General features: G+C 60.3%; 27 protein-coding genes and 1 other RNA gene. 9 read left to right on the top strand and 19 right to left on the bottom strand.

Annotated features, from left to right (window positions below; genetic code table 11):
• The 14 genes from tolQ to DLM45_RS12425 all read right to left on the bottom strand — a co-directional run bounded on the left by tolQ (position 1) and on the right by DLM45_RS12425 (position 11,094).
• Complete coding sequence (gene tolQ / locus DLM45_RS12495) at positions 1 to 717, bottom strand: protein TolQ (RefSeq protein WP_181337419.1); 717 nt, start codon at positions 715 to 717, stop codon at positions 1 to 3.
• Between the two features lie 322 nt (positions 718 to 1,039).
• The gene (gene ybgC, locus DLM45_RS12490; RefSeq protein ID WP_210269966.1) at positions 1,040 to 1,507 is read right to left on the bottom strand and encodes a tol-pal system-associated acyl-CoA thioesterase; all 468 of its coding nucleotides are present in this window, start codon (positions 1,505 to 1,507) and stop codon (positions 1,040 to 1,042) included.
• Positions 1,508 to 1,512: 5 nt separating this feature from the next.
• Complete coding sequence (locus tag DLM45_RS12485) at positions 1,513 to 2,457, bottom strand: metallophosphoesterase (protein ID WP_343062299.1); 945 nt, start codon at positions 2,455 to 2,457, stop codon at positions 1,513 to 1,515.
• Positions 2,458 to 2,640: 183 nt separating this feature from the next.
• Positions 2,641 to 3,687: a Holliday junction branch migration DNA helicase RuvB gene (gene ruvB, locus DLM45_RS12480; protein WP_181337417.1), complete on the bottom strand. Its 1,047-nt coding sequence runs from the start codon at positions 3,685 to 3,687 to the stop codon at positions 2,641 to 2,643.
• An 80-nt stretch (positions 3,688 to 3,767) separates the two neighbouring features.
• On the bottom strand, positions 3,768 to 4,193 hold the full coding sequence (locus DLM45_RS12475; RefSeq protein WP_343062298.1) for a hypothetical protein: 426 nt from the start codon (positions 4,191 to 4,193) through the stop codon (positions 3,768 to 3,770).
• Between the two features lie 37 nt (positions 4,194 to 4,230).
• Entirely contained in the window at positions 4,231 to 4,860 is a 630-nt protein-coding gene (ruvA, locus tag DLM45_RS12470) for a Holliday junction branch migration protein RuvA (protein WP_181337416.1), read from the bottom strand.
• Positions 4,861 to 4,862: 2 nt separating this feature from the next.
• Positions 4,863 to 5,387 carry a crossover junction endodeoxyribonuclease RuvC gene (ruvC, locus tag DLM45_RS12465; protein WP_181337415.1) on the bottom strand — a complete coding sequence of 175 codons (525 nt, stop codon included), beginning with the start codon at positions 5,385 to 5,387 and terminating at the stop codon, positions 4,863 to 4,865.
• Complete coding sequence (locus DLM45_RS12460; RefSeq protein WP_181337414.1) at positions 5,384 to 7,483, bottom strand: hypothetical protein; 2,100 nt, start codon at positions 7,481 to 7,483, stop codon at positions 5,384 to 5,386. The genes ruvC and DLM45_RS12460 overlap by 4 nt, the downstream gene beginning before the upstream one ends.
• A 532-nt stretch (positions 7,484 to 8,015) precedes the next feature.
• A complete protein-coding gene (locus tag DLM45_RS12450; protein ID WP_181337413.1) occupies positions 8,016 to 8,765 on the bottom strand; it encodes a YebC/PmpR family DNA-binding transcriptional regulator in 750 nt (249 codons plus the stop codon).
• A 62-nt stretch (positions 8,766 to 8,827) separates the two neighbouring features.
• Positions 8,828 to 9,664: a TIGR00282 family metallophosphoesterase gene (locus DLM45_RS12445; RefSeq protein WP_181337412.1), complete on the bottom strand. Its 837-nt coding sequence runs from the start codon at positions 9,662 to 9,664 to the stop codon at positions 8,828 to 8,830.
• A gap of 12 nt (positions 9,665 to 9,676) precedes the next feature.
• The gene (locus DLM45_RS12440) at positions 9,677 to 10,252 is read right to left on the bottom strand and encodes a 5-formyltetrahydrofolate cyclo-ligase (protein WP_181337411.1); all 576 of its coding nucleotides are present in this window, start codon (positions 10,250 to 10,252) and stop codon (positions 9,677 to 9,679) included.
• Between the two features lie 41 nt (positions 10,253 to 10,293).
• Positions 10,294 to 10,454: non-coding RNA, 6S RNA (gene ssrS / locus DLM45_RS12435), on the bottom strand.
• Positions 10,455 to 10,546: 92 nt separating this feature from the next.
• Positions 10,547 to 10,825 (bottom strand): cell division protein ZapA, encoded by a 279-nt coding sequence (locus DLM45_RS12430; protein WP_181337410.1) that lies wholly within the window; start codon positions 10,823 to 10,825, stop codon positions 10,547 to 10,549.
• Positions 10,826 to 10,872: 47 nt separating this feature from the next.
• On the bottom strand, positions 10,873 to 11,094 hold the full coding sequence (locus DLM45_RS12425) for a hypothetical protein (RefSeq protein ID WP_181337409.1): 222 nt from the start codon (positions 11,092 to 11,094) through the stop codon (positions 10,873 to 10,875).
• 280 nt (positions 11,095 to 11,374) lie between these two features.
• On the opposite strand from DLM45_RS12425, the gene gap reads away from it, so the two are divergent.
• Positions 11,375 to 12,382 carry a type I glyceraldehyde-3-phosphate dehydrogenase gene (gene gap, locus DLM45_RS12420; RefSeq protein WP_181337408.1) on the top strand — a complete coding sequence of 336 codons (1,008 nt, stop codon included), beginning with the start codon at positions 11,375 to 11,377 and terminating at the stop codon, positions 12,380 to 12,382.
• Between the two features lie 80 nt (positions 12,383 to 12,462).
• Entirely contained in the window at positions 12,463 to 13,497 is a 1,035-nt protein-coding gene (locus tag DLM45_RS12415; RefSeq protein WP_181337407.1) for a class I fructose-bisphosphate aldolase, read from the top strand.
• Between the two features lie 93 nt (positions 13,498 to 13,590).
• Here DLM45_RS12415 and DLM45_RS12410 read toward each other — a convergent pair whose 3' ends face one another.
• Positions 13,591 to 15,870 (bottom strand): L,D-transpeptidase family protein, encoded by a 2,280-nt coding sequence (locus DLM45_RS12410; protein WP_181337406.1) that lies wholly within the window; start codon positions 15,868 to 15,870, stop codon positions 13,591 to 13,593.
• Positions 15,871 to 16,153: 283 nt separating this feature from the next.
• Here DLM45_RS12410 and DLM45_RS12405 point away from each other — a divergent pair, with 283 nt between their 5' ends.
• The 5 genes from DLM45_RS12405 to DLM45_RS12385 all read left to right on the top strand — a co-directional run bounded on the left by DLM45_RS12405 (position 16,154) and on the right by DLM45_RS12385 (position 20,999).
• Positions 16,154 to 16,801 carry a thiamine phosphate synthase gene (locus DLM45_RS12405; RefSeq protein WP_181337405.1) on the top strand — a complete coding sequence of 216 codons (648 nt, stop codon included), beginning with the start codon at positions 16,154 to 16,156 and terminating at the stop codon, positions 16,799 to 16,801.
• Positions 16,798 to 17,883, top strand: coding sequence for a tetratricopeptide repeat protein (locus DLM45_RS12400; protein WP_343062297.1), 1,086 nt, complete (start codon positions 16,798 to 16,800; stop codon positions 17,881 to 17,883). The genes DLM45_RS12405 and DLM45_RS12400 overlap by 4 nt, the downstream gene beginning before the upstream one ends.
• Before the next feature lie 91 nt (positions 17,884 to 17,974).
• Entirely contained in the window at positions 17,975 to 18,769 is a 795-nt protein-coding gene (locus DLM45_RS12395) for an inositol monophosphatase family protein (RefSeq protein ID WP_181337404.1), read from the top strand.
• A gap of 132 nt (positions 18,770 to 18,901) precedes the next feature.
• Entirely contained in the window at positions 18,902 to 19,966 is a 1,065-nt protein-coding gene (locus DLM45_RS12390) for a flagellar motor protein MotA (protein WP_181337403.1), read from the top strand.
• Positions 19,967 to 19,970: 4 nt separating this feature from the next.
• Positions 19,971 to 20,999 carry a peptidoglycan -binding protein gene (locus DLM45_RS12385; protein ID WP_181337402.1) on the top strand — a complete coding sequence of 343 codons (1,029 nt, stop codon included), beginning with the start codon at positions 19,971 to 19,973 and terminating at the stop codon, positions 20,997 to 20,999.
• A 270-nt stretch (positions 21,000 to 21,269) separates the two neighbouring features.
• Here DLM45_RS12385 and DLM45_RS12380 read toward each other — a convergent pair whose 3' ends face one another.
• Positions 21,270 to 23,087, bottom strand: a complete 1,818-nt coding sequence (locus DLM45_RS12380; RefSeq protein ID WP_181337401.1) for an ABC transporter transmembrane domain-containing protein — start codon at positions 23,085 to 23,087, stop codon at positions 21,270 to 21,272.
• A gap of 259 nt (positions 23,088 to 23,346) precedes the next feature.
• Between DLM45_RS12380 and rpmE the strand changes: the two genes are divergently transcribed.
• Positions 23,347 to 23,571, top strand: coding sequence for a 50S ribosomal protein L31 (gene rpmE, locus DLM45_RS12375; protein ID WP_013216411.1), 225 nt, complete (start codon positions 23,347 to 23,349; stop codon positions 23,569 to 23,571).
• Between the two features lie 105 nt (positions 23,572 to 23,676).
• On the opposite strand, the gene rcdA is transcribed toward rpmE, so the two are convergent.
• Positions 23,677 to 24,228, bottom strand: a complete 552-nt coding sequence (rcdA, locus tag DLM45_RS12370) for a protease adaptor protein RcdA (protein ID WP_181337400.1) — start codon at positions 24,226 to 24,228, stop codon at positions 23,677 to 23,679.
• A gap of 393 nt (positions 24,229 to 24,621) precedes the next feature.
• On the bottom strand, positions 24,622 to 24,813 hold the full coding sequence (locus DLM45_RS12365; RefSeq protein WP_181337399.1) for a DUF1192 domain-containing protein: 192 nt from the start codon (positions 24,811 to 24,813) through the stop codon (positions 24,622 to 24,624).
• A gap of 151 nt (positions 24,814 to 24,964) precedes the next feature.
• Here DLM45_RS12365 and DLM45_RS12360 point away from each other — a divergent pair, with 151 nt between their 5' ends.
• Complete coding sequence (locus tag DLM45_RS12360; protein WP_246317361.1) at positions 24,965 to 25,960, top strand: NAD(P)H-quinone oxidoreductase; 996 nt, start codon at positions 24,965 to 24,967, stop codon at positions 25,958 to 25,960.
• A 57-nt stretch (positions 25,961 to 26,017) separates the two neighbouring features.
• Here the strand turns inward: DLM45_RS12360 and DLM45_RS12355 are convergent, their stop codons facing one another.
• Positions 26,018 to 26,875 (bottom strand): TIGR01459 family HAD-type hydrolase, encoded by an 858-nt coding sequence (locus DLM45_RS12355; protein ID WP_181337398.1) that lies wholly within the window; start codon positions 26,873 to 26,875, stop codon positions 26,018 to 26,020.
• Positions 26,876 to 26,999 lie beyond the last annotated feature (124 nt).

The following is a 26,999-nucleotide window of genomic DNA, read 5'->3' as shown; positions in this document are numbered from 1 at the left end:
TTAGGCCCTCACGTCGATCTGGCGCGAAACGATCGCGGCGAATTCATCGGAAAAGGCATATAAACGCTGCGAAATCGCAGACGAATCTGCGGAGAACTTATTGTAGAATACCACCGCCGGAATGGCGGCCATGAGGCCGAGAGCCGTCGCAAAAAGGGCTTCAGCGATACCCGGCGCAACGACTGCGAGCGAAGTGTTCTTCGAAACCGCGATCGACTGGAAGCTCGTCATGATGCCCCAGACCGTGCCGAACAGCCCCACGAACGGCGCCGTCGATCCCACCGTCGCAAGGAACAGCAGCCGACGGTCCAGACGTTCCATCTCGCGGCTGATCGTAACGTCCATCACCTTCTCAACGCGCAACTGAATGCCGCCGAGCGCGCGAATGTTACCTTCGACCGAGCGCTTCCATTCACGCATCGCCGCCACGAACAGCGCCGCCATCGTGATGGCACGCCCGCGCGAGAGATTTGCATAAAGTTCGTCGAGCGACTGACCAGACCAGAACAACTGCTCGAACCGATCGCTTTCGATGCGCGCTTTCCGGAACGCGAGCAGTTTCTCGAAAATGATCGCCCACGACCAGATCGACGCCAATCCGAGTCCGGTCATGACGATTTGAACGACGGGACTGGCTTGTAGAAACAGCTCGACAAAGGAAAACCCGGACGCGTGGACCGGGGCGACGACGCCTTGAGCGACTTCCGCGGGATTCATTTCACCATCCATGTCGAAGAACTGCAGGAACCCAAAAGCGCGCACGCGAGAAAGTTAGACGGATCGTCAAAGCAACCGCGCACAGTGAGCTCGCCGAAGATCGCGAAGGACGGTGATATGACGGTGACCCCGGTAGCCATGCCCCGCCGCATGCGCTTTCTCAACGAGAGCTTTCGCCGGGCAATATGACCAAACAAGGGCTCACAAACTGCCGTCGTATTGGCGCATGTTCCGGTTTATCCACGAAAAACCGTGCTCTTTGGCTCATTCTGAGCGTCTTAATCGCGGTTTTCCGCGGTCCTCGGCTAGGCGATGCCGCCAATCAATTATTTTGAGTGTGCTTGAGAAACGCGCTCCGCACCGCTTGGCTGAGCCTGAGAGGTTTTCCCGAGATCGCCACAAGAACCACCGTCACCTCGGCTTCGACGAGACGCGTTTCGCCCCTTCGGATCGTCTGAATGAGCGTTACGCTTGCGCCGCCGAGTTCCTTCACCCGCGTTTCGACTTCCAGCAGATCATCCATTCGCGCGGGCCGGAAAAAATCGAACGACATGCGGCGAACCAGGAACGCCGCGGGCTCTCGGCTATCGGAGCCGTCGATCAACTGCCGAGCGTCCGTACCGAGAAGACGCAGGAAATCCGTCCGCCCGCGCTCGGCGAACCGCACATATGACGCGTGATAGACGACCCCGCCCGCATCGGTGTCTTCGAAGTAAACCCGAACCGGCAGCACATGCCCTTGCCCGTGTTCGTCGTTCACGATGCGACCCGCCAGATCGGGCCATTTCATATCCGTCACGCTGTACCGTTACCTTCCTGACCAAGATCTATGACGACGATTTCCGGTGGCGAACCGAACCTCAGCGGCAGCGACGAGCATCCAAGGCCGCCCGAGACGATGAGATTGCGTCCGTCCTCGACCTTGTGGCCATACGCATACCGAGACCCGAACCGAGACGGCACAACCGGCGTATAACCGAAAATCCGAACCTGCCCGCCGTGCGTATGCCCAGATACCGTCAGTGAGACGCGCTCAGGAACGCGTGGAAATATATCGGGCTCGTGCGCCATCAGCACGACAGGCGCATCATCCGTTATCTTCGCAAGCGTTCCCGGCAGATCGTCCACGCCGATATAGCCGACTTTCCCACCGCGAACGAAATCGTCATAGTCCGACCGTCGCGGCCAGAACGCCCATTGATCGCCGAGCCCCGCGAGCCAGAACGCCTTACCGTTCTTTTCGAGCCGCAAGACGTCGTTCTCGTAAACGGGAATCCCAACGGCTTTCAGCGCCAATCCGGCACGCGTCGGCCCGCTGCGCCGCTTTTGGACCTCAAGCTGATCCCACCAATCATGATTGCCGAGCACTGCATGAACACCGAGCGGAGCTTTGAGATTGGCGAGCGATGTCGCCCAGCTTCCTGCACTGATTGCTGTCGACAGTTTGCCGAGCCTTCGGCCGACGACGTAATCGCCGAGCAGCAAAATAGCGTCTGCACCCAGCGCATTCGTTTGCTCGACGATGCGATCGATCCGCGCGACCGACATCCACGGATCGCACGCATGAATATCGGCAATAACCGCGAGACGAAGCGAGAGGCCGGGTGTCCATCCCGGCGGCGTCAAGCTGTAGTGGGTAACGCTGCCTCCGAACGACTCGGCCACGGCATAGCTGCTGAGCGCCGTGGACCCCAGGCCCAGCGCGGCAATCATCTTGAGCGCATCGCGACGGCTGAACACCAAAGGCTCCTGGCTATGACTGACGGGGTGCAGAAAGAGACATCGGAACCACATCGCCGGCGATGAGAGCACTGCCCAATGCTGTGCCGATAGCATCTGACATCGATGGACGTCCCGTCTTATCCCGAATTTTTGCGACCCTGGTTCGCTGCAAAATTGACCAAAGCATGATCGTCAAAACGGCTAAGCCTCGCCGTCATCTCCGTCAAAGATCGGCAGCTCAGGGGTTGGCGAACCCACGGGTCGGTTAACGCCGAGATGCCGGTACGCCTTGAGAGTCAGCACGCGGCCACGCGGCGTGCGCCCGATGAAACCCTGCTGCAGAAGATAGGGCTCGACGATCTCTTCGAGCGCATCGCGCGGTTCTGAAAGCGCCGCCGCAAGCGTCTCGATGCCGACTGGCCCACCCTCATAGTTTCTGAGGATGCAAGCGAGATACCGATGATCGAGCGCGTCCAGCCCTTCGCCGTCCACCTCCAGCATCTTGAGCGCACGGTCCGCAACGGCAGCATTGACGACACTCGCGCCGTCGACAGTCGCAAAGTCGCGCACGCGCCTGAGCAGCCGGCCAGCGATCCGCGGCGTTCCACGTGAGCGCTTCGCAATCTCTCGCGCGCCGTCCGACGACATCGGAGCGCCAAGCACGCGAGCACCGCGTGCAACGACCTCTTCCAGTTCGTCGATCGAATAAAAATTGAGCCGCACAGGAATTCCGAACCGGTCACGCAGAGGGTTCGTCAGAAGCCCTGCGCGGGTCGTTGCCCCAACCAGCGTGAATTTCGGCAAATCGATGCGAACGGAGCGCGCCGCCGGACCTTCTCCGATCATCAGGTCCAGCTGAAAATCTTCCATCGCCGGATAGAGGATTTCTTCGACTGCCGGATTGAGCCGATGAATTTCGTCGATGAAAAGAACATCGCGCTCTTCGAGATTGGTCAGCAACGCCGCGAGATCGCCCGCCTTCGAGATGACAGGCCCCGACGTTGCGCGGAACCCGACGCCGAGTTCCTTCGACATGATCTGCGCCAGCGTCGTCTTGCCGAGCCCTGGCGGTCCGGCGAACAGCACGTGATCCAGCGCATCACCCCGGCCGCGCGCCGCCTGGATGAAGACGCGAAGGTTCGCTCGCGCCTGCTCCTGTCCGATGAATTCGTCGAGCGACTGCGGGCGGATCGTCGCCTCGAAGGCGTCCACCTCCTTGCGCGCGCTACTGACGAGCCGGTCGGTCATGGTTTGTTCGTGGCTCTATTCGCTGACAACGTCAAGGCGGGCAGACGACCGGGCGATGCTTCTACGCACCGCTCCTCGCGTCATGGGCCCGACCGGTCGAGGATAATACCAATCGCAATCAGCAATTGCCGCATGCCGATCGCGATGAGCCCCGCCAGAAAAGCCAGGAGCGGCATCGCCCCACCCGCATCGATCGGGAAAATGATCGCGCTGGCCATGAATGCCAGCACACCGCCAACGGCCGCGTGCAACCACGTATAGCCGCCATGCTGGAGGACGAACGGGGACAAGCCAATTCCCGCTACCGTCGAAGGCAGCGCCGCCCATGTGAACACATCAACGGCCGCTTCGCCGATCGGCAGCCCTTCCGTTGACTGCAACATAAAATCCGTAAAAGGCCGGGCAAGCCCCAGCGCCATGAACAGTAGGCTCGCGAATAGGGGCGTTGCGAGGGACGTAATCAGCGTCATCCATATCGCACGCTGGACATTGCTCACTTCATTCACTGTCAGTCTGCCTTTATTCCATTGCGAGCACGCGTCGTTATCGCGCCAGCTCCTTGAGACCACGCTTGATCAGCGCGGCCGTGTCGGCCCCCTCGAGTTCGCGCGCCGCTACCGCGATCGCCGCACTCGCTTGCGCGGGGTTATATCCGAGATTTGTGAGGGCCGAGATGGCCTCTGCCGCCGCAAGGCCAGCGGGCGGCATAGCGCTAGAACCAGCGCCTTGTGCCGTTCCCGCCGCCCCGGAGACGTGAAGCCCCGCAACCGCCAGCGCGGGCGCCTTATCCTTCAGTTCCGCAACGATGCGCAGCGCGAGCTTCTTGCCGACTCCGGGCGCCTCCTCGACAGCCGCCGAATTCCCGAGCGCAATTGCACTGGCAAGATCCTGCGGACTGAGAATGCCGAGCACGCTCAACGCCACCTTCGCACCCACACCCTGAATCGACTGCAGCGTGCGAAACCAGTTCCGCTCGAATTCGCTCTGAAATCCAAACAGACGGATCGCATCCTCGCGAACGTGCGTGTCGATCGTCAGTGAAACATCATCGCCCGGTTTTAGATTGCGCAGCGTCCGCGTGGACGCCTGAACCTCGTAACCGACGCCGTGAACATCGACGATGAGAAAGCTCTCGCCAATGGCGTCAACCTTGCCTTTGAGTTTCCCGATCATGACTAAACCGCCTTCAACGGCCGGAGCGCGGCAGCCCGCGCACGGCTGACGCGGTGATGCGCATGTGTGATCGCGATCGCCAGCGCATCAGCCTCGTCTGCAGACTCGAACGTCGCTTTGGGCAAGAGAAACGCGATCATCGCTTGTATCTGCCGTTTCTCAGCATGCCCCGTTCCCGCAACCGACTTCTTGATGAGGTTCGGCGTATATTCCGCAACGCGCAGTCCAAGCCGCGCTGGCGCCAGCAGAACAGCGCCCCGTGCCTGACCAAGTTTCAGCGTCGAGCGCGGGTTTTCGTTGACGAACGTTTCTTCAACCGCCGCCTCCGACGGACTGAAGCTCTGAATTATTCCCGTTATGCCGTCGAACAGCGCCGAAAGCCGATAGGCGAGATCGTCATCGGTCGGCGGCGTTATTACGCCGGACGCGACGTAAACCAGCCGCACGCCGTCGCTTTCGACGACGCCCCAGCCGGTCCGCCTCAGCCCTGGATCAATACCGATGATTCGAATCGTTCGCCCGTTCATGCATTTCGCATAGCACGAACCGAGTACGCCGCCGACGCTGGAGCAGGTTGCGGCGGTAAAGGCGGAGGCTGTGTCGCATCCGCGACCTTCCCCATCAGAATGGCGTCCAGAGCTTCCGCGATCTCCGGCTTGGACCAGTAGCCGGTGTGACCGCCGAGCCCCATCACGTGGTTGTCGATTCGCAGCCCAGCGGGCGCTGTAATCGGCCCACCAATGTAGTCGTCGACGCGATAGAGATTGATCCAGCATTTGAGGCGCGCCGCCATCCCGACGGGCACTGGGCGCGAGGCGTCATATTCGTGGAAATACCTCTGATAAATGCTGCCGAGAGGCGACCCGAACGACAGAAACGCGGGCGATGCCGCGCCAAGATCGGAATACGCCGGAGCGTTGTCACGAAGGTAATCGTAGACCAGCACTGAGCCCTGGCTATGCGCCAGGAAGACCACGCCGTCATATTTCTGAGTTTTGACGAAGCTTTCGAGCACCCGTTTCAACCGGCGCGCGAGGCGAGCCCGGCGCGGCCATTCGAGGTTCGTCCGAAACCGTGCCGGAACAAGAAAGAACGCCGCTTCCAGCCGAGGCCGGTAGTGATGGTCGATCAGGTCACGCGCGATGGTGATGACGTTCGCAACGCGTTGCCCAAATGCCAGCGGCACGAGAAGCGCGGCAAGCGCCGCAAGGGGCAACACCAAACCGCGGACGGCAACGAACGTCGGCCGCATCTCCAGCTCAGGCTGGAAAAAGACGAACGTGATGACGATCACGAACGCGGCGACGAGGAGACCGGCAAGCCACGGACTGAAGAGAAGGCGGGGCATTTCCCGAGCGGTCTTTTCGGGATCATTGAGCCCGAGACGCGCACGCCGTCGGCGAACGGCCATCAACACCCAGGCAGCAAAAAGAAACGCGATCAACGTCAGCGCCGCGGCCGCATAGATGAACTTAAACCGCGCGATCCACTCGAGCTTCAGGTCCGGGATCTGCAGATATTGCACGATCGCCCCGTCATTTGCGATCGCGCCGTGCTCGACAGCCTCCATGATCGGCTCCCTGAGCACTTGCAATGCCGAGCCAGTCTCAGCGCGCATCAGCATCGTGTAGATGATCGTCACGACGATCGTCGTCCACAGCAGGAACTGCATGACGAGGATGCCGATGCTGGTCGAAAGCGCCGAGAGCCGCGAGCGGTCGCCGCATTTCCAGGCCCGCCCGAGCGCAATCAGAAACAGCGCCGTCGCAACGAGAATCAGAAATCCCCACAGCCGCCAGCCGTAGATGAGAACGCGGTAAAGCCCATTGACGTAACACGCAGCGACCGGATCGCTTGCCAGACAGCTCTGATGCGCGACTGCGAGTTCATGTCCGCGCGCCTGCAACGGCGGAAAAAGATCCATCAGACCGATCAGAGATCCGTGCGTCGCGAGCAGCGCTAAGCCTGCACTCGTGATCACGAGCCAGGCGACCGCGTCGTACCAGGAATAATCGCGCCCCTTGAGCACGGAATAGGAGAGGTATACCGCAGCCACACATAACGCGGCCTCCACCGCGATGAACTGCAGCCGGGCATCGACACGATCGACGCTGAACCACTTCGGTTCATACACATAGACTGCGCAGATCAGAGAGACCGCTGCCGTAAGCCCGACAATGGGACCGCGTAGCAGCCACGCAGCTAGCCACAGAATCCCGCGCACGAGGATCGCCATCGCGCCGAGCGACCTGTCGAGCATCGCATGCACGAGGTGATGCGATTCAAAGATGACGCGAAACAGCCCGAAGATCGTGTTGAGCCGACCCGGCTGCAAATGTGTGAGATCGGCCCAATGAAGTTCGACCGCTTCGATGTCGATGCCGCTGGTATGGCGCGCACCACGGCGCACGACGGGAAACACGGTCGGCGTTTCGTCGATCCCAGTTTCCTCGATCCGATCGTACAGGTTCGACGGCGAGACCGTGTAGCCCGGCCGCGTCTCCGCTAGGGTATCAAGAACCGCGTTGATGCAATCGCCAGGTTCGGTATCGCCAACGCCATGCACGATGACGAGTCCGATGCGTAGCGGATCGCTCTCCCTGCCCAGTCCCTCCACGGCCATGTCTGTCCCCACGCGACCGGTAAATCTTGCCGGATCATAATGTCTTTCGCACCGCGCGCACCGTGAATTGCGCACTCATCCGCGTCAACGGCCTCGTCAACGGCTTCGATTCCTTCTACTTTCAATCATTAACCGCAGTTTGCGCATCTCGCGCGAACCGACCATCCGGGAGCGCGAATGGAGCCGGTTTTCGCCCACCCCATCTGGATTTCCACAGGCGTTCTGCTCATCTTCGCGGGCATTATGCTCGTTTCGCTGGGCAGCGCGGGACAAATCCCGTGGTCACATTGCGGCGGCGACACATCGATCGACCGTCCGCAAACTCTTCGGCGCCCCGCCGCGCGACCGTTCCGCTGAACGCGCAGACGCACGTTCCATGTCCGGTCACCGCTTTCGAGGCGCGATGGCTCAGTTCTTCGACATCGTCGGATTTCTTCTGATTATCGCAGGTTTGATGGCGGCGCTTCTCGGCATTTTCTACGTCGGGCCATAGCCAGTACGCTTGCCAGTCGGACGCCAGCTCGGCACTGGCTTAAGCCGCCGTCAGCCGTTTCATCACATCGTCGGAGATGTCGAAATTCGCATAGACGTTTTGCACGTCGTCGTCGTCTTCCAGTGCCGCCAGCATTTTCATGATGGTCTGCGCATTGTCTTCATCGACCGACGTCGTCAGATTGGGCCGCCAGACCGCCTTCACGCTTGTCGCCTCGCCGAGCTTGGCTTCGAGAGCCGATGCGACCGAACCCAGAACGTCGAATGCCGCAACGATAACGTGCCCGTTGCTATCCGACTGCACGTCGTCAGCGCCCGCTTCAATCGCTGCATCGAGCACTGTTTCCGCCGAGCCCGCTTCCGGCTTGTAGACGATTTCGCCAATGTGATTGAACATATGGCTGACGGAGCCGGTGGCACCGAGGTTGCCATTGAACTTCGTGAACACGCTACGCACCACACCGCCCGTGCGGTTGCGATTGTCCGTTAGCGCTTCAACGAGAACGGCCACGCCGCCAGGCGCATAGCCCTCGTAGCGAACCGCTTCATAGTTTGCCAAATCGCCGCCCAACGCCTTCTTGATGGCGCGTTCGATGTTGTCCTTCGGCATATTCTCGGCGCGCGCTTCCTGAATCGCGAGGCGCAAGCGCGGGTTCATCTCGGGATCTGGAACACCGGTCTTCGCCGCAACCGTGATCTCACGCGCAAACTTCGCGAAGAGCTTGGCGCGGATCTGATCCTGCTTGCCCTTGCGGTGCATGATGTTCTTGAATTGCGAGTGACCGGCCATGGCTCCTATCCGTCAAAAAAAGTGTCGTTGGCGCCCCTTTTCGCGGACTCACCCGCTGCAGGTCAAGCCTCTCCGGGCGGCGCAATATCCTCAGGCAGTGCCGGAGAGAGATGTGGCCCCTTGCGAAGCGGCTGCGCCCGCGTGGCAAGGCCCGTCGCGTCGTCGATATCAACCACCAGACCGGAAAGCGTGCCCTGCCCCGTCGCCGGTTCATATCGCGAGCGCGGAATCCGCGTCAAAAACCGGTTGATCGGCTCCTCGGGATCCATCCCTAGGACAGAGTTGTAATCACCACACATACCAGCATCCGACATATACGCCGTGCCACCGGCAAGAACGCGCGCATCCGCCGTCGGCGTATGTGTATGCGTCCCGACGACGACGCTGGCCCGGCCATCGAGGAACAGACCCATGGCCTGCTTTTCACTCGTTGCCTCGGCGTGGAAATCGACCAGGATCGCATCCGCGCCTTGCTTGAGCGCGCACGCCGCCAGTTCGTTATCGACCGCGCGGAACGGACAATCGAGCTCCATCATGAACACGCGGCCCATCGCATTGATAACGAGCACCTCGGCTCCGCTGCGGCCCTTCACAAGCGTTGCGCCTTTCCCGGGCGTACCTCTGGGATAGTTGAGCGGACGGATCAACCGGTCATGGCGCTCGATGAAAACCAGCGCCTCTTTCTGATCGAACGAATGATTGCCGAGCGTCACGCAGTCCGCGCCAGCATCGATCAGATCATTGAATATCGCTTCCGTGATGCCGAACCCGCCAGCAGCGTTCTCGCCATTGATGACGACGAAGTCGATTGCATGGCGCGTGATAAGCCCGGGCAGGTTTTCACAAACCACCGTACGGCCCGGGCGACCGACGATATCGCCGAGAAACAGAAGACGCATGAAAAGTCCGGATCAGGAATCGAGGCAGTGTACAGGGCCAGAGGGCGTAAGGACCCAGTCGAGTCTTTCGTCATAACTTTCGACCGGCACCGCGTCGACCCTTAGTTCGTCATACGCCAATCCAACAGCGATAACGGGCTTTATTTTTCTTAACCGTGCCAGCGTGCGGTCGTAGAAACCGCCGCCGTAGCCGAGACGATAACCACGTGCATCGAATGCCAGAAGCGGCACCAGCACAACATCGGGATCGACAGCCGGCTTGTCGTCCATCGGTTCGGCGATGCCCCAAGCAGCTGTCGCCATAGCGTCTCCCGGCGACCAGCTTCGCATCAAAAGAGGTTTGCCTTTGCCCTGCATGACGGGCAGCGCAAGTTTGCAACCTTCCGCCTGCAGCCACATCATCAACGGCCGCGGATCGATCTCATCGTTGATCGCAGCAAAGCCCGACACGGTTGCCCCGGACGGCGCGTTTAGAAAATCGAGCCCATAGGCGGCGATCTTCCGACTGGATTCCAGTCCGTGCAACAAAAAGGCGGCCTTCCGCCGCTCAAATGCCTGGGCACGCAACTGCTTTTTAGCTTCCGACATGACCTCTTTCAGTCAAATCCTGACGAGATACCGACAGTGAATTCAGTGCCGCGAAGGCCGTTGGGATCATGATCCCGCGTGGTCCCTACGAGCGTAGGTGGGCACCGTGTGTCCGAAGCCACGGCTCCGGTCAGGGACAGCACCCGTGCGGATCTTATAGGCCCCCGGGTCATATTGCCCCTGACGAGCCCCGCAGCAATGTGAATCTAAGGACAGCCAAGGGAAAAATCCAGTGTCCAGATTGCCTGTCCGCAGCAGGCTCGCTGCGACAAATCCCATAAATGATCTGAGGGTTTAGGCTTGGCGAAGCCGTCCGACGACAGAATTCGAGTCTTTGCTCGATGCGCCTTCGAGTAGTTCGTCGATGTCGGCGCGAGCGTCCAGCAGTTCGTCGGTTACGCCCAGAGCCGCCATGAGCATCAGGCGCTCGTCACCGATCGACCCGTGCTCACGCACAAGCGCTTCAAGCTTGCTCATCAAGTACTTGGAGATGTCTTGCAGGCGCTCGACTTCGCTTTCCGCGCAATTGAAGCGGTAGCTACGGCCGTTAAAATTGATTGCAACCTGAGCCACGCAGCCGTTGGCGACGCGCTGCCGCCCTCCCGCTCAAACGCCGCGCACTAGTCTTCGTGCGCGAAGTTATGAAGCGAATCGAGGGCCCAATCAATCCGATTGAGCGCATCAACTGTGCGTTGTTCCAGTTCGGCAATGCGCTGCCGGGCAGTTGCCAGCTCCGCGCGAAGCCTAACGTTCTCCGCCCTGACGTTTCCGTCCGTAACGGATTTGCGGGCCGGCTTAAGATCGACGGCCGTTTTGATTTTCGCGGTGTTGCGTTCAGTCATGGCCTCTCATCGCCCTCTCGAGCGACACGATTGACGCGTATCACCAGTGCATCTCCCTACGTTACGCGTATCGTAAACGCCGTCAACAACGAGCGTGTGTTTAACTGCGTAAATCAAAAAAATTGAACGAGAAGGGTCGCAGCCTTCGAACCTTGCCACGTGGGCAGATGTCCACTAGGTCTCATTCAAAGACCCCAATTGTTACGATAACAAGAAGAGGTTATGCGGCGCACGAGCCAAACTCCGCCGCAAGTCAGCTTTGATCGGAGGATTCCCCAGAATGACAGTGAAGGTGGCGATCAACGGTTTCGGCCGTATCGGTCGCAATGTGCTGCGCGCAATTATTGAAAGTGGCCGGACCGATATTGAAGTCGTTGCTATCAACGATCTCGGTCCCGTCGAAACGAATGCACATCTTTTGCGCTTCGACAGTGTGCACGGTCGCTTCCCTCACGAAGTTAAAGTATCGGGCGATACGATCGATGCTGGTCGCGGACCGATCAAGGTAACGGCCATCAAGAATCCGGCCGAACTTCCGCACAAGGCAATGGGCGTTGATATTGCGCTCGAATGCACCGGCATTTTCACCGCGCGTGATAAAGCCAAGATGCATCTCGATGCTGGCGCCAAGCGCGTTCTCGTTTCCGCGCCTGCTGACGGCGCCGATCTCACGGTCGTCTACGGCGTCAACCATGAAAAGCTGACGAAGGACCACGTCGTCGTTTCGAACGCATCCTGCACGACGAACTGCCTCGCGCCGGTCGTGAAGGTGTTGAACGAATTGGTCGGCATCGACAAAGGCTTCATGACGACCATCCACTCCTACACCGGCGATCAGCCGACGCTCGATACGATGCACAAGGATCTCTATCGCGGCCGCGCGGCGGCACTTTCGATGATCCCGACCTCGACCGGCGCCGCCAAGGCCGTCGGCCTCGTCCTGCCCGAATTGAACGGCCGCCTCGACGGCACCGCCATTCGCGTGCCGACGCCGAACGTCTCCGTTATCGATTTCAAGTTCGTTTCCAAGCGCGAAACGGCCAAGGATGAGATCAACGCCGCCGTGAAGCGCGCCGCGTCGCAGGAACTCAAGGGCATCCTTGGGGTTACGGATCAACCAAACGTCTCAGTGGATTTCAACCACGACAGCCATTCGTCTATCTTCCACCTTGATCAGACGAAGGTTATGGACGGCAACCTCGTCCGCGTGCTGTCCTGGTACGACAACGAGTGGGGTTTCTCGAACCGCATGGCAGATACTGCCGTCGCGATGGGGAAACTGCTCTAAGTCATTCAATTCAATTCGGGCGCCCGGTAACGGCGCCCGATCCATATTCAGAACACGTAAACGGCACGACGGAGTTTCTTATGAGCGAAAAAATTCAAGACATCGCCCGCGCTCTGGTTGCGCCCGGTAAGGGCATTCTGGCTGCGGACGAAAGCACCAGCACGATCAAGAAGCGATTTGACACCATCAATCTGACGTCGACGGAAGACAGCCGCCGCGACTATCGCGAACTGCTGTTCCGCACGACAGACGCGATGAAAAACAACGTCTCGGGCGTCATCCTGTACGACGAGACGATCCGTCAGAAAGCGAAAGACGGCACGCCGCTCGTCGACGTTATGAAGGCGGCAGGCTCCATTCCCGGCATCAAGGTCGATACCGGCGCGAAACCCCTCCCCGGCCCCACCGTCAAAATCGAGACGGTCACTGAAGGCCTCGACGGTTTGCGCGAGCGTTTCGCCGAATATCACAAACTCGGTGCGCGCTTCGCCAAGTGGCGCGGCGTCATCACGATCGCTGACGGCATCCCGACATGGAATTGCGTCAAGGCCAACGCACACGCGCTCGCTCGTTACGCGGCTCTCGCGCAGGAAGCTGGCATCGTTCCGATCGTCGAACCGGAAGTCCTGATGGACGGTCCGCATTCGTCCCACGACATCGACGAATGCTACCGGGTGACGGAATGGGTTCTCCGCACGGTGTTCCGTGAACTCTACGATGCGCGCGTCGATCTCGAAGGCATGATCCTGAAACCGAACATGGTCATCGCCGGTCAAAAGGCGGCCAAGCAGGCCATTGCCGCCGAAGTCGCGGAAAAAACGGTCGCTGTACTGAAGGCAACGGTTCCGGCTTCTGTTCCGGGCATCGCCTTCCTCTCGGGCGGCCAGTCCGACGAAGCAGCGACCGAGCATCTGTCGCTGATGAACGCTGCGGGTCCGCTGCCTTGGGCGCTCACGTTCTCGTACGGCCGCGCTCTCCAGGCGGCAGCCATCAAGGCCTGGGGCGGCAAGACGGAAAACGTTGCCGCCGCGCAGCGTGCATTCGCACACCGTGCAAAAATGAACGGCCTCGCCGCTGAAGGCAAATGGGCAGAGAAACTCGAGAAAGCCGCGTAACAGCGCGCGCTCGATTTCTCCGACAACCGAATACAAATGAAAAAGGGCGGCTATCGAGCCGCCCTTTTTTAATGTGATGCGCGAGAGCGCCGATCAGTTCAGGAAGATATTCGACAGTGCATCCTGCAGCGTCGTACCGGCCGACTTCGGCTCGCGCTTACTGCGAGCGGTCTTCTTGTTGTTGGTCTTGCGTGCCGGCGCGACCGAATCCGAATAACCGCCTGCATCACTGACGTACGAACTATCGACATCGCCAGAGCTCGGATCAATCGCTTCCGGCGCGTTGTAACGCACCGGCCGCCCACGAAGCGCCGACATAACGCGAGAGTCGAAACCGTAAATGTCTCCGTAGGTCGCGAGCCGTCCGCTGTCGTCCACGCGTGCCGTGAAGTAAGCGAGGTAAACCGGAACCGGACGATCGAGCGTCACGTCGGCTCCGCTGTTCCAGAGTTCACCGACCTTCTGCTCCGAATACCCTTTGTCTTCCTGCAGAAGAATTTCCGCCGTGCGCCGAGGCTCCTCGACGCGCATGCAGCCATGGCTCAACGCACGAGCGCTACGGCCGAACAGGCTCCGTTCCGGCGTATCGTGCATGTAGACGTCATGCCGGTTCGGAAAGCGGAATTTCACGAGGCCGAGCGGATTTTCAGGCCCCGGCGGCTGCACGAAGCTGAAGCGACGAATGTCGGCCGTGCTCCAGTTGATCGAATCCGGATTGATCTTCTGTCCGTTGTAAGACACCTGCAGCTTGTAGGCTTCGAGAACGCGCGCGCCACCACCGCCGCCACCACCGCCGAACAGCTGATCGAAGAAGTTATTCCCCGAGTTCGAAGCTCTGCGAAGACGCGGCAGAAGCTCTTTCTGCTTGATTCCGTCCGGCATGCCCCAGCTTGGCCGGAACATGACGTACTTCATATCCGCCATCATGATCGGCGTGGGCCAGGACGGCATGCCAACGATCATCTTCTGGCGCAGCTTGAGCTCTTTTCCCTTCCAGATTTCGCTGACGAACTGGGGCGTGTTGTTCAACACGTAGAAATCGCCGAGGTTCTCCGGCAACCAGCGCCAGCGCTCCATGTTGGCGATGAGACGATCGACATTGCGCGCGGGATCGGCCTTCTCGGGCTTGCCCTCGTTGTTGAGCGCGGTGCGCAGCTGACCACCCACAATCCCATCGACGCGAAGACCGTGCTCGCGCTGGTAATCCTCTACAGCGCCTACGAGTTTCTCATCGTAAAGATCATCGTCTTCAGCGTTTTCCGACGGCGTTTTGAGGCGCTGACGCAGCAACGAAACTTGATCGTTTCGCATTCCGGGCCGAATGAGCTTTCCGCTCGGAATGTTGACGAGCAGTGCCGGATCGACAGTCGCTTCAGGTTCTTCAGGCCCACGCGCCTTGATCAATTCCTGGCGCAGCTTTTCGAAGCCGTCGTGCTTCGGATTGAGGTGCACGAGATACTTGCCCGGCTCAGAAGCTTCCGCAAGTTCCTTCATCACCTCGTTGGCGTCTTTGACCGGCGGCTTCATGTCGAAGATGTTGCTGAGCGCCAGCGGATCCAAACGACCGCCGCGGGCATACCGCGCATACTTGAGCGCTGCGAGCGTCAACTCCGCTTCAGCATTGCCTGCGGCTTCAGGCGTTGCGCCAGACGCAAGCTCAGCGACGGGGAAATCCGATGCTTCAAGTCCCCAGTCGCCTGCTTTCTTGAGCTCCGAAATGACGCTCTTTGCCTTGTCGGTATAAGCGTCATTCGCAATCCAGAGCGCATCGGTCCGCGTCGCGTAGAACGCGCTTGCGGCAGCGACGTCAGAAGCCAAATTCTTTCGACCCGCGATCGATTGATCGGTAAGCCGCTTGCGTGCAGCTTCCACGACAGGGCTCGCTGCTGGCACGCTTGCCGCCGCGGCGGCCTCAGCAGCAGGCGATGCGGGCTGAGATGGTTGCGCCGTCGTCGAGTCTGGTGTTGCGGCAGGTGTCGACGTACTGGCCGCTGGCGGCGCCGCCGGAGTCGACTCGGTTGGAGTTGCAGCAGCCGTCGACGGGCCATCATGCGTGGCAGTGGGCTCAGCCGCTGTAGCACTCGGCTCGTTGGCCGGAGCCGTTGGCGCGTCAGGAGCAGCCGCTGTAGCTGAAGACGGCGGAGTTGCATCGTCGGTGTGAATAGCGCCCGTGGTTTGTGGTGCTGTCGGCGAAGAAGCGGCCGCTGGCGCATCCCCCGGCGCTTCTGGAGCGCCTCCCGGTACGGCTGAGGCAGCCGGTGCAGCGGTGTCCGCTGGCGCGTTCGCGTCAGTCGCGCGCACAGCACCTGTATTGAAAACGGATAGCGCCAGCGCGCTCACACCAAGAACGCAAAGAGCGGAAAAATTCTTCATGCGGATAGGCTCCGAAAGGCGAGAGGCGCTGAGATGCCGGTGTCCCCGAGCAGTTCGTGAGCCCTCATGTTGGCGGAATAACGCCGAAACTCGAGACCGCGCCGAACCATGGCCCGTTCTCTCCCTAGGGTAAACCTCCACAATCGCTTAATCCGGCGAAAAAAACGCTCTGTGACCCCCAAAACGCGATTCGCATTGCGCTATAAGGGTCTGGCTCGAATGTCCTTCTTGTTTCTGCCGCATTCGGCTTCGATTGAGCACACCTGATCCGGAGAAGACTTTCGTGTCGCGCGATGCCCGCCTCTACATAGACTTTGCCGTGGGCGCCCGTTCACTTGAGGGCGCACGAGACGTGCTGAGCCACGTCTTTGCCACGAGCCCCATTGCGAGTGTGCTGCTGCGGTTCGACGGTAGCGGCCTGAACGACCAGGCAAAGCGTGAGCTTGTGGCGCTCGTGCAGTCCAAAGACGCTGCCGCGCTCGTTCTGTCCGATCCCGGCACCGCCGTGGCGCTTTCCGCCGATGGCGTCCACATCCCCTGGTCCGAAGAGATCGGCACCGAGTTTGCGAATGCCCGCCGCAGCGCCGCCCAGGACGCCATCGTCGGCGCGGATGCGGGCCGAACCCGCCATGACGCGATGGAACTCGGCGAAAACGGCGCAGACTATGTCGCGTTCGGCGTCCCGCCCCATGTCGGAGACCGCGTCCGCGCCGCAGAGCGGCAGATCGATCTCGTTTCCTGGTGGAGCGAACTTTTTGAGATTCCGTGCGCCGCCTTCGACGTTACCAGTGAAGAGCATGCGCGCAACCTGTTCTCGGCTGGCGCTGACTTCGTAACGCTGACGATCGGTCCGGATGACTCTGTCGAAGACGCCGTAGCGCGGGCGAAGGATTTTGCCGCCGCAGCGGCAGTGCATGAGGACGCACAGTGAAACGCACGGCTGCAATGAGCATGCTGCCGTGTGCAGCTATCGCATTGATATCCACGATGGTCGGCGCCATTCCGCTCGCCGCCGAAACGAGTTCCTGGATTACGCGCAAATCGGCGCCGGAACCGGAAAAACCGCTTGTAACCAAACCGGCCGCCGCGAAGCAATCGCACGCAGGCACCTCTGAAATTGAGAAAAACATCCCCTCCACCGCCCCCGCGACGGGCGACGACGCGGCGTACATGGCGTTCGACCAAGGGCAATATCTCACCGCGCTGAAACTCGCCGAGGAAGCAGCCGCACGTGGCGAACCGCAAGCCAACACGCTGATCGGACGCATCTACACCGAAGGCCTCGGCATCAAGAAAGATCCCGTCAAAGCTTACTCGTATTTCTCGAAGGCCGCCGAGCTCGGAGACGTACAGGGAACATTCGCCATCGCGCTCGCACTCGCGCAAGGATACGGCGTCAAGAAAGACCGCCGGATGGCCGCCGTGATGTTCGAGAAGGCCGCGCTGACCGGACACGCGGAAGCGAACTACAATCTCGGCGTTCTCTTTCTGAAGGGCGACGGCAAGCCAGAAAACCCGATACGCGCCTTTCAGCATATTCGCTTCGCAGCGGAGAAAGGTCTGCCGCAAGCGCAGTACGACGTCGCCGAGTTGTATCAGACGGGCACAGGAACAGATCCCAACGCACTTGAATCCGCACGCTGGCTTTCACGCGCCGCAGAGCAGGGTCTTCCCGTCGCGCAGTACGACTACGCCGTGAAGCTGCTGCAAGGGTTCGGACTCACAAAGGACGAGCCGAAGATTCCCGTTTTGATGAAAGCAGCCGCCGAAAAGGGCATCCCCGGCGCCCAGAACCGCATGGCTTACATCTGCTTCGAAGGCATCAAGATGGAGAAAAACCCGGTGGAGGGAGCCAAGTGGCGCCTGATCGCAAAGCGCCACGGCGTTATCGATCAAACCATGGACGACATGATCGCCAAGCTGTCCAAGGCAGACCGCAAGAAGGCAGAAGCGGCCGCCGCGGCATGGAGCGACCACATCCAGGCTGAGCCCGAAATGAGCGCTCTTCCTTAATCGCGCGATCAGCCAGCGGCGTTGGCAACCTTGCTACTTCCGGGAAGAGCCGCTAGAGCCCCCGAGTACCTCCCAAACTTTCGGACCTCCCATGGCTAACGTATCGCCGACCCTGAACGTCATGATCTCCGCTGCAAGAAAGGCGGGCCGCAGCCTCGTCCGCGATTTCGGCGAGGTCGAGCAGCTTCAGGTCTCGATCAAGGGCCCGGCCAACTTTGTCTCCGCAGCGGATCACAAGGCCGAGGACATCATTTTCAAGGAACTGTCCAAAGCGCGCCCTGGCTACGGCTTCCTGATGGAAGAGCGCGGCGAGGTCGAAGGCGCTGACAAAACGCATCGCTGGATCGTCGATCCGCTCGATGGCACGACGAATTTCCTGCACTCCAATCCGCTGTTTGCGATTTCGATCGGTCTCGAACGCGAAGGCCAGCTCATTGCTGGCGTCATCTACAATCCCGCAAGCGACGAACTCTTCACCGCCGAAAAGGGCAAGGGCGCTTACATGAACGACCGGCGCCTGCGTGTCGCCGCCCGCAAAACCTTGGCTGACGCACTGGTCACAACCGGCATTCCGCATCGCGGCCGGCAAGGTCACCCGCGCTTCCTCAAGGAAATGGGCCTGCTGATGCAGGAAGTTGCTGGCATCCGCCGTTCCGGATCAGCAGCGCTTGACCTCGCATTCGTGGCTGCTGGACGGTTCGATGCGTACTGGGAGCATAACCTGCAGCCGTGGGACGTCGCGGCAGGAATCGTTCTCGTGCGCGAAGCGGGCGGATTCGTCAGCGATCTGAATGGCGGAGACAAGATGCTGACGAGCGGAGACGTGCTCGCCGCCAACGCCAGTCTTCACAAGGCATTGGGCGCGGCTCTCTCCGCCGCAAACTGACGTTCATCAGCACCATTTTCCGCAGCATTCGCCAACAACGATTGCTTTTCGGCATCATGTTGCCCGTTTTCCATGGAAGAGCCTTACGCTAAGATCGTTCTGATGATCGTGGGGCTGTTCCGGAGACTGTAAATGGCGAAGAATCGTCCGGGCGATCCCGCGGCGTTGAACCCGGTATCTCGGCGGCTGACGCCTCCCGGTGTTTTCCTGCTGCGCATGACGATATTTCTAACGCTCGTCGGCTTCCTGACCGCCATCCTGTTCGATCAGCTCCAGCATTCCTTCCTGAACAATCCCGGCTTGAACGGGCTAATCATCGGCACGCTCTTTCTCGGCATCATCTACGCCTTCCGTCAGGTCATGCGCCTTTACCCGGAAATTCGCTGGGTGAATGCGTTCCGCATTTCCGACCCTGGGCTCAGCATCAGCGCCAAGCCCGTATTGCTCGCGCCGATGGCAACGATGCTGCGCGATCGCACGGGCACCATCTCGATCTCCACCGCCGCAATGCGCTCCTTCATGGACTCGATCGGCTCGCGCCTCGATGAAGCGCGCGACACGGGCCGTTATCTCGTAGGCCTGTTGGTGTTCCTCGGCCTTCTCGGCACATTCTGGGGCTTGCTTGAAACCATTCAGTCCGTCGGCAAAGCCATCGATACGCTCGACACCAAAGCCGCCGATAACGTTCAGCTGTTCAGCGACCTGAAAGCCGGACTGTCGGCACCACTGAAGGGCATGGGCACTGCGTTCTCGTCTTCGCTGCTCGGCCTCGCGGGTTCGCTGATCTTGGGTTTCCTCGAACTGCAAGCAAGCCACGCCCACAACCGCTTCTATAACGAACTGGAAGAATGGCTGTCGGGTATCACAGAGCTGACGCCTGGCGGCACCGGAACCGCATCGAGCGATTACATCAACCGACAGCTTCTCGGCGCCGTCGTAGACATGCAGCGCGCGCTCGAAGAATTCACCAACCGGCTGACAGAAGAACCGGTCACGCCACCGCGCATCGCCACGGGCGCCCCGAACCAAAATCCTGACGAAGTGCGCGATCTCGCTCGCGGCGTGAACCAGCTCGTGACGCAGATGCGCTCCGAACAGAAGGTCGTTCGCGAATGGGTTGACGAACAGGCGCAACAGCAGGCGGAGGTCGCGAGCATGTTGCGCAGCCTCGCCGACGCCATGAAGCGCGGAGGCTGACGAGATGGCGCGCGGACGATCGCGGCGCAGTGGCGAGTACGGCGAGTTCTGGCCGGCCTATGTGGACGTGCTCTCGACGCTGCTTCTCGTCGTGACGTTGCTGATGTCGATCTTCATGATCGCACAGTATTTCTCGGCCGAGGAAGCGACTGGCAAGGATTCCGCTCTGAAGCGGCTAACGCGCCAGATCAGCGAGTTGACGTCGATGCTGTCACTCGAAAAAGGCAAATCGCAATCCGCGGCGGATGAACTTGCGGCGCTGCAAGCCTCTCTCTCCGCACTGAAAGCCGACAATCAGAAACTGACCGGCGCCGGGCTCGGTGCCGACGAGCGCGCGGAAGCAGCCGAAGGTAAAATCGCAGGCCTGAGCGCGGATCTCGAATCTCAGAAAAACATTTCATCCGAAGCCCTGTCGAAAGTCGATTTGCTGAACCAGCAGCTCATCGCTTTGCGCCGTCAGATCGCCGCCCTGAATGACGCCCTGGACGCGGCCGACAAGAAAGGCGACGAGAGCGACAAGACGATCAAGGATCTCGGCGCGCGCCTTAACGCGGCCCTCGCGATACAGGTTCAGGAACTGAAACGCTACCGCTCCGACTTCTTCGGCCGCTTGAGCGAACTGCTGAAAGATCGAAAAGACATCCGCGTCGTTGGTGACCGCTTCGTCTTCGAATCCGAAGTCCTTTTCCCGTCGGGTTCGGCAACGCTGACGCCGGAAGGCATGTCCGCGATGGACAAGATCGCCGAAGCTATCGTTGAGCTTCAACGCAGCATTCCAAATGACATCGATTGGGCTTTGCAGATCAACGGCCACACCGACAGCAGGCCAATTTCCAAGGCACAGTTCCCGTCGAACTGGGAACTATCGACAGCCCGCGCTGCAGCCGTCGTCAAATACCTCATCGTGCGCGGTGTACCCGCCGACCGCCTCGTCGCTGCGGGCTATGGCGAGTTCCAGCCCGTCGATGGCGGAACGTCTGAAGAAGCGATGCAGAAGAACCGCCGCATCGAGCTGAAGCTGACGAGCCGCTAGCGCGACTACGCTGGCACTCCAGACCGTCAGAAAACGCAAACAAGAAAATGGCGCCTCCCCGCAGGAGAGTCGGAAGGGGCCAACGATAAAGAGCCTCCGCTCTTTCCCCCTCGGATCGTCATCCTCGATACGGCGAGCAACGCGAGACGGATCGGGGAACCAGCGCAAAGCGCGCCGAAGGCACAATAAACGCGTCTGCGCGATGAAGTCTTGGGTTGGAGCCCCAGCGATCGGCGTGGCGTTGCCACGCTCGGCCGAGGATGACGAAGCTTATTCCGCAGCCTCGCGGCCGAACTGAAGTTCGGCGAGCCGCGCATAGATCCCGCCACGGCGCACGAGTTCGCTGTGAGTGCCCGCTTCCGCAATCCGCCCTTTGTCCATGACAAGAATCCGATCCGCCTTCTGCACGGTCGCAAGGCGATGCGCGATCACGAGCGTCGTCCGCCCTTCGACCAAGCCGTCGAGCGCACGCTGAACCGCGGTTTCACTTTCCGCATCGAGCGCGCTTGTCGCTTCGTCGAGCAGCAGGATCGGCGCGTTCTTCAGAATGGCGCGTGCGATGGCAATACGCTGACGCTGGCCGCCGGAAAGCGTAGCGCCCCGCTCACCAAGCTTGGAATTGTAGCCACCCGGCAGCGCACGGATAAATCCGTCCGCCTGCGCGGCGACGGCCGCCCGCTCGATCTCCGCCATAGAAGCGTCCGGCGTTCCGTAGCGAATATTCTCGGCAATCGTGTCGGCGAAAAGCGCCACGTCCTGCGGTACGACCGCGATACGATGCCGAACTGCCGCGAGATCGGCTTCCGCAACATTCACGCCGTCGACTTTCACGATGCCGCTGGTGGGATCGTAGAAGCGCAGAAGCAAATTGAGGATCGTGCTCTTGCCCGAACCGGACGCGCCCACCAGCGCAACCGTCTCTCCCGTGCCGACACGGAAAGAAACATCATCGAGCGCCAGCTCACCGGGTCTCACCGGATAAGAGAACGAGACGTCGTTGAATTCCAACGTTCCTTGTGCCGGTTCCGGCAACGGAACGGGGTGTTCCGGCGAACGGATTTCAGGAACGGTCGACATCATCTCCGTCAGCCGCTCGGCCGCGCCCGCCGCCTGAGTGATCTCACCCCAAACCTCAGAAAGCTCTGCCAGCGCACCCGCCGCGAAGAGCGCATAAAGAACGAACTGACCAAGCCGTCCGCCCGTCATCTCGCCTGCGATAACAGCCGACGCGCCATACCAAAGCACAGCGGTAACGCTCGCCACCGTCAGAAAAATTGCGATGCCGGTAAGCGCCGCCCGCGCGCGCATGCGGCCACGCGCTGCGTCGAACGCACGCTCGACCGCCACGGCAAAGCGCTGCGAAACCGTCGCCTCGTTGCCATAAGCCTGCATCGTGCGATGCGCGGCAAGGTTTTCAGCAGCATAGGCAGAAGCATCGCCCAGCGTATCCTGCGCGGCCCGCGAGAGGCGGCGGACGACGCGGCCAAAGCCGACCAGCGGCAGCACGATCACCGGAATAGCGACAAACAACATCGCCGAAAGCTGCGGGCTCGACACGAACATCATGATGAGCGCGCCGACGAGCATGATGAGGTTGCGCGCCGATTGGCTCAGCGCCGAACCGGCGACGGCTTTGATTTGCGTTGTATCGGCGGTCAACCGGCTCATCAGTTCGCCGGAGTGATTGCTGTCGAAGTAGCCGGGGCCAAGTGTGGCCAGGTTCGCAAAAACCTTCGCGCGGAGATCCGCGACTGTCCGTTCGCCAATCCAATTGACGAAATAGAAGCGCGCCGGGCTGGCGATGGCGATCACGAGGCCGATGCAAATCAGCGTCAGGAAGTAGGCATTGATGAGCGACGTATCGTGCGCGCCGAAGCCCTGGTCGATCATCCGGCGCACGGCCATCGGAACCGACAGCATGGCCAGCGCCGCCACGACGAGCGAAATAATGGCACCCCAGAGCGGCCCTTTATGCGCTAGAATCAGAGGCTTCAGAGCCAGCAGCGGCCGAAGAGAGGGGCGCGGCGCCTTACCCGCAGGCACGGCCGAGCCGTCAGGGGGGGCGGGGTCTGCAAATGTGCTGCTCATCGGCTCTTCATTCCAACGTCCGGGCAAACAACACGTTTCAACCCTAAAGTCGGGCTGGACCATGCCCGACGCAGAGACCCGGCTCAAGAGACAATGGGCCGCTGGCGAATGAGCGCCCACCCCAAAGAGGTGCGACTTTCCGGCCTTGTGCCCGATACCCTTTCCGGTTACACACGCGCCAATCCAGCCTTTCCGATCCGAGGCCGCCGGAGCTATCGAAGCTTCGCCACCCGGATTTTGTTATTAGCGGACGCGAGCCATGAAGAAAGATGCCGACCTACATCCCGATTATCATCAGATCAAGGTGGTGATGACCGACGGTTCTGAGTTCACGACCTATTCGACGTACGGCAAAGAGGGCGACACGCTCACCCTCGATATTGACCCGAACACGCACCCGGCCTGGACCGGCGGCGATCAGAAGCTGATGGACCGCGGTGGCCGCCTGTCTCGCTTCAAGAAGAAGTTCGAGGGCATGTTCTGATCGCAGCGAATGCTGCAGAGCAGAACGAAATCTCCGAAATGCAAAAGGCCCGGTCATCGACCGGGCCTTTGTCGTATCGGTTCGCCCCGAAGGGCTTGAAAAGTCTCAGCTCAACTTCGTCGCAAACGCGCGCTCAAGCAAACCGACCTGCTGAGCAACAGGGTTCGTGATCGGCGCCGCCAACGGATCGTTCTCCTGATCTCTCGACATCGCACGATCGAGCTGCGAGATGCGATCATGCAGCGCGAAGCTTTCTTCGATCAGTCCTCTGAGACCATCAGGAAGGCCGCTGAAGCCCTTCACGTGCGAAGGGCGACCGAAGGCCTGGAGCTTAACGCGCCGGCGCTTCTTCTGCGCTTCTTCCTCAGTGATTTCACCTTCACGGCGCGCTCTACGAATGAGCAGCCACGATGCAAGATCGAGAAGACGCGTCGTCAGACGCATGCTCTCCGTTGCGTAGAGAACACCGACGCTGCCCGTAAGCGACTTTGCTTCCTTACGGCCAGGCCCGTCGAGATAGCTCGCCGTCCGTTCGACGAGAGCCATACCTTCTTTAAAAATATGATCGAATTGTCCGGAAAATTGAAACCGCTCTCCGAAGGAGACGGTTGTGGCGCCATCCGAACGCGCGCCATCGACGCGATATAGGTTACTCATGACCCCCAACACTACAAAACGCTACCCGTCCGGGACTGATTACACGATCACACATTAGTGCACCATAGTTAACAAGAACGCCCAAAACGGGGCGAATAAAAATGTGCTGTGGACGGTGCAAAAAAAGAGCCGCCCTGATGGAGCGGCTCGAAGTCAATAAGGAGGCGTCAAATAAGCGGCGGGGTGCCGCTTCAATCCAAAAGTGATCGGATCGAAGCTCAAATTTGCATCGATATGCTTAAGTTCGGGTTAAGCCCCGCGGCTGCCGACGGACGCCCGCGTTAAGAGTCTTCACGGTCACGTTGCGATTCATTGCTCTATCGTGACATTTTTTTTGCGAGCTGCGGCGATAATGACCACCGCTTTCATCGATAGCGCGCACACGGCACGTTTTCAGGATTTGAAGAGTGACCGCGCAGCTGCCTCATGAGCGCGCTTGCGCGTAAGCTCGCTCTTCACATGTTCGATCTCAGCTTCGAGATCCTTGATGCGCCCTTCAAGCTCCGCGACCGAGAGCGTCTCCAGACTTTCGCCAATCGTTACGCCGCTGGATTTGCGCTGAGGCATCAGATCATCAAGGTCCATTTCATCCTCCCAATCCGGGTTTTCAAATTCGCACGATGCTAGCCAATGGAAGACCTTGGGTCGAGATTGCGCGAGGCATGGCGCCCTTGCGCCGCCTTGCTCATACGCTCCGGCCGTGGTCTTTCGCCTCTTTATCATCTGCGAGATCGACATGACCCTCCCAACCACGATGAACGCGGTCGTTATCGACGGCAAAGGCGGCCCCGAAGTCTTGCAGCCACGTGAGTTGCCTCTGCCCGCGATCACGCCCGGACATGTGCTGATCAAAGTCGCGGCGGCCGGCGTCAATCGCCCGGACGTCCTGCAGCGACAGGGAAACTATCCGGCGCCCAAAGGTCATTCGGAATTGCCGGGTCTCGAAGTGTCCGGCGTCGTGGCAGCGATCGGCGAAGGCGTGACGCGCCTCTCCGTGGGAGATGCCGTCCTCGCACTCGTCGCAGGTGGCGGATACGCCGAATATGCACTCGCGCCCGAAGTCTGCTGCATCAAAAAACCAGATACGATCAGCTTCGTTGAAGCAGGCGCGATCCCCGAAACGTTTTTCACCGTCTGGCACAACGTCTTCGAACGCGGCGGCCTCACACCCGGCGAGTCCTTCCTCGTGCACGGCGGCACAGGCGGCATTGGCGTCACCGCCATCCAGCTTGCAAAAGCCTTCGGAGCGCGCGTTTTCACGACGGTCGGATCGGATGACAAGTGCGCGGCCGCGAAGAGCTTCGGCGCTGACGTTGCGATCAACTACCGGACCGAGGATTTCTCCGAAGTCGTCAAAGCCGAAACGAAAGGCCGAGGCGTCAACGTCATTCTCGACATGGTCGGCGGCGACTACATCGAAAAGAATATCCGCGCCCTGGCCGACGATGGCCGCCTCGTCAACATTGCATTCCAGCAGGGCTCGAAAGCGAACGTCGACTTCATGCGCGTGATGTTGAAACGATTGACGCTGACGGGTTCAACGCTCCGCATCCGGAGCGACGAATTCAAAGGCGGCATTGCGCGCGCAATTGAAGAGAAAGTCATTCCGCGCGTCGCAGCGCGCGAGATCGAAGTTCCGATCGATAGCACCTTCCCGCTGGCCGAAGCAGCCAAGGCGCATCAACGGATGGAGACGAGCGAGCACATCGGTAAGATCGTTCTGACCGTCTGAGCTTGATCGACGTCGCCACGACGCTCATCGCTAGCCATCACTGGAATGAGCGTCGTCTCACCACGCAAGTTCGCCCATCACGCCAACGGGTTGCGAAACGCCCGTCGAGGCAAAGAGACGTGAGGATGCCTCGCTCAGGCTTTCACCGATGCGCACATGCACGCCGCTGGCGACGAAGACGGATCGAATGCCGAACTGCGAAGCGCCGAGAATGTCCGTTGCAACACCATCGCCGATAGCAAACACACGCTCCTTAGGTACGTCCCCTCCACGCATCTTGGCTCCCGCTGCGAGAGCCAGATCGTAAATCGGCCTGTAAGGCTTACCGGCATACTGCACGCGTCCGCCCAGCGCCTCATAGGCCGATGCAATCGCCCCAGCGCAATAGATCAGACGCCCGCCACGCTCCACGCGTTGATCGGGATTGGCGCAGATCATCGGCACACCACGCGCATGCAGCCGCCCAAGACGATCACCGTAGTCGGCAGGCGTTTCCGTCTCGTCGTCAAAGAGCCCGGTACAGACGACGACTTCGGCTTCTTCGACATCCGCTCCAGGCTGCGAACCGAGCCCGACGAAAATCGGCAGGTCACGTTCAGGCCCGATGTGAAGCATCGGCCTTCCGGCCCAACCTTCGATCAAACTCCGCGAAACATCACCGGAACTCAAAACAGCGTCATACGCGTCGCCGGAGACGCCGATGCTGTCCAGCTGCCGGATAACGCTATCGTGCGGACGCGGCGCATTGCTGACGAGAAGAACGGTGCCACCCTTCGCGCGAAACGCTTCGCACGCGGCAACAGCAGCGGTGTAGGGGCGAACGCCGTTATGCATCACGCCCCAGATATCGACGAACCAAAGATCCGTCTCCGCGGCGAGCGGCTCAATCGACGACAAAACAGGAATGGAAGTCATGGGAAGTCTGCAATCACATGCGGCTGAGGATGATGGCAGTCGCTATAGCCGCTCAGCGCAGCACTTGCCACCCGCGAAGCCGTTTCTCGAAGCGAGCGCCTCAGCCAGCCGCCGGTCATCGTGA

The organism is Hyphomicrobium methylovorum (assembly GCF_013626205.1).
In the GTDB taxonomy this organism is placed as follows: Bacteria; Pseudomonadota; Alphaproteobacteria; order Rhizobiales; family Hyphomicrobiaceae; genus Hyphomicrobium_B; species Hyphomicrobium_B methylovorum.
The sequence above is the reverse complement of the archived record's forward strand: the minus strand, read 5'-3'. Positions and strand labels throughout refer to the sequence as shown.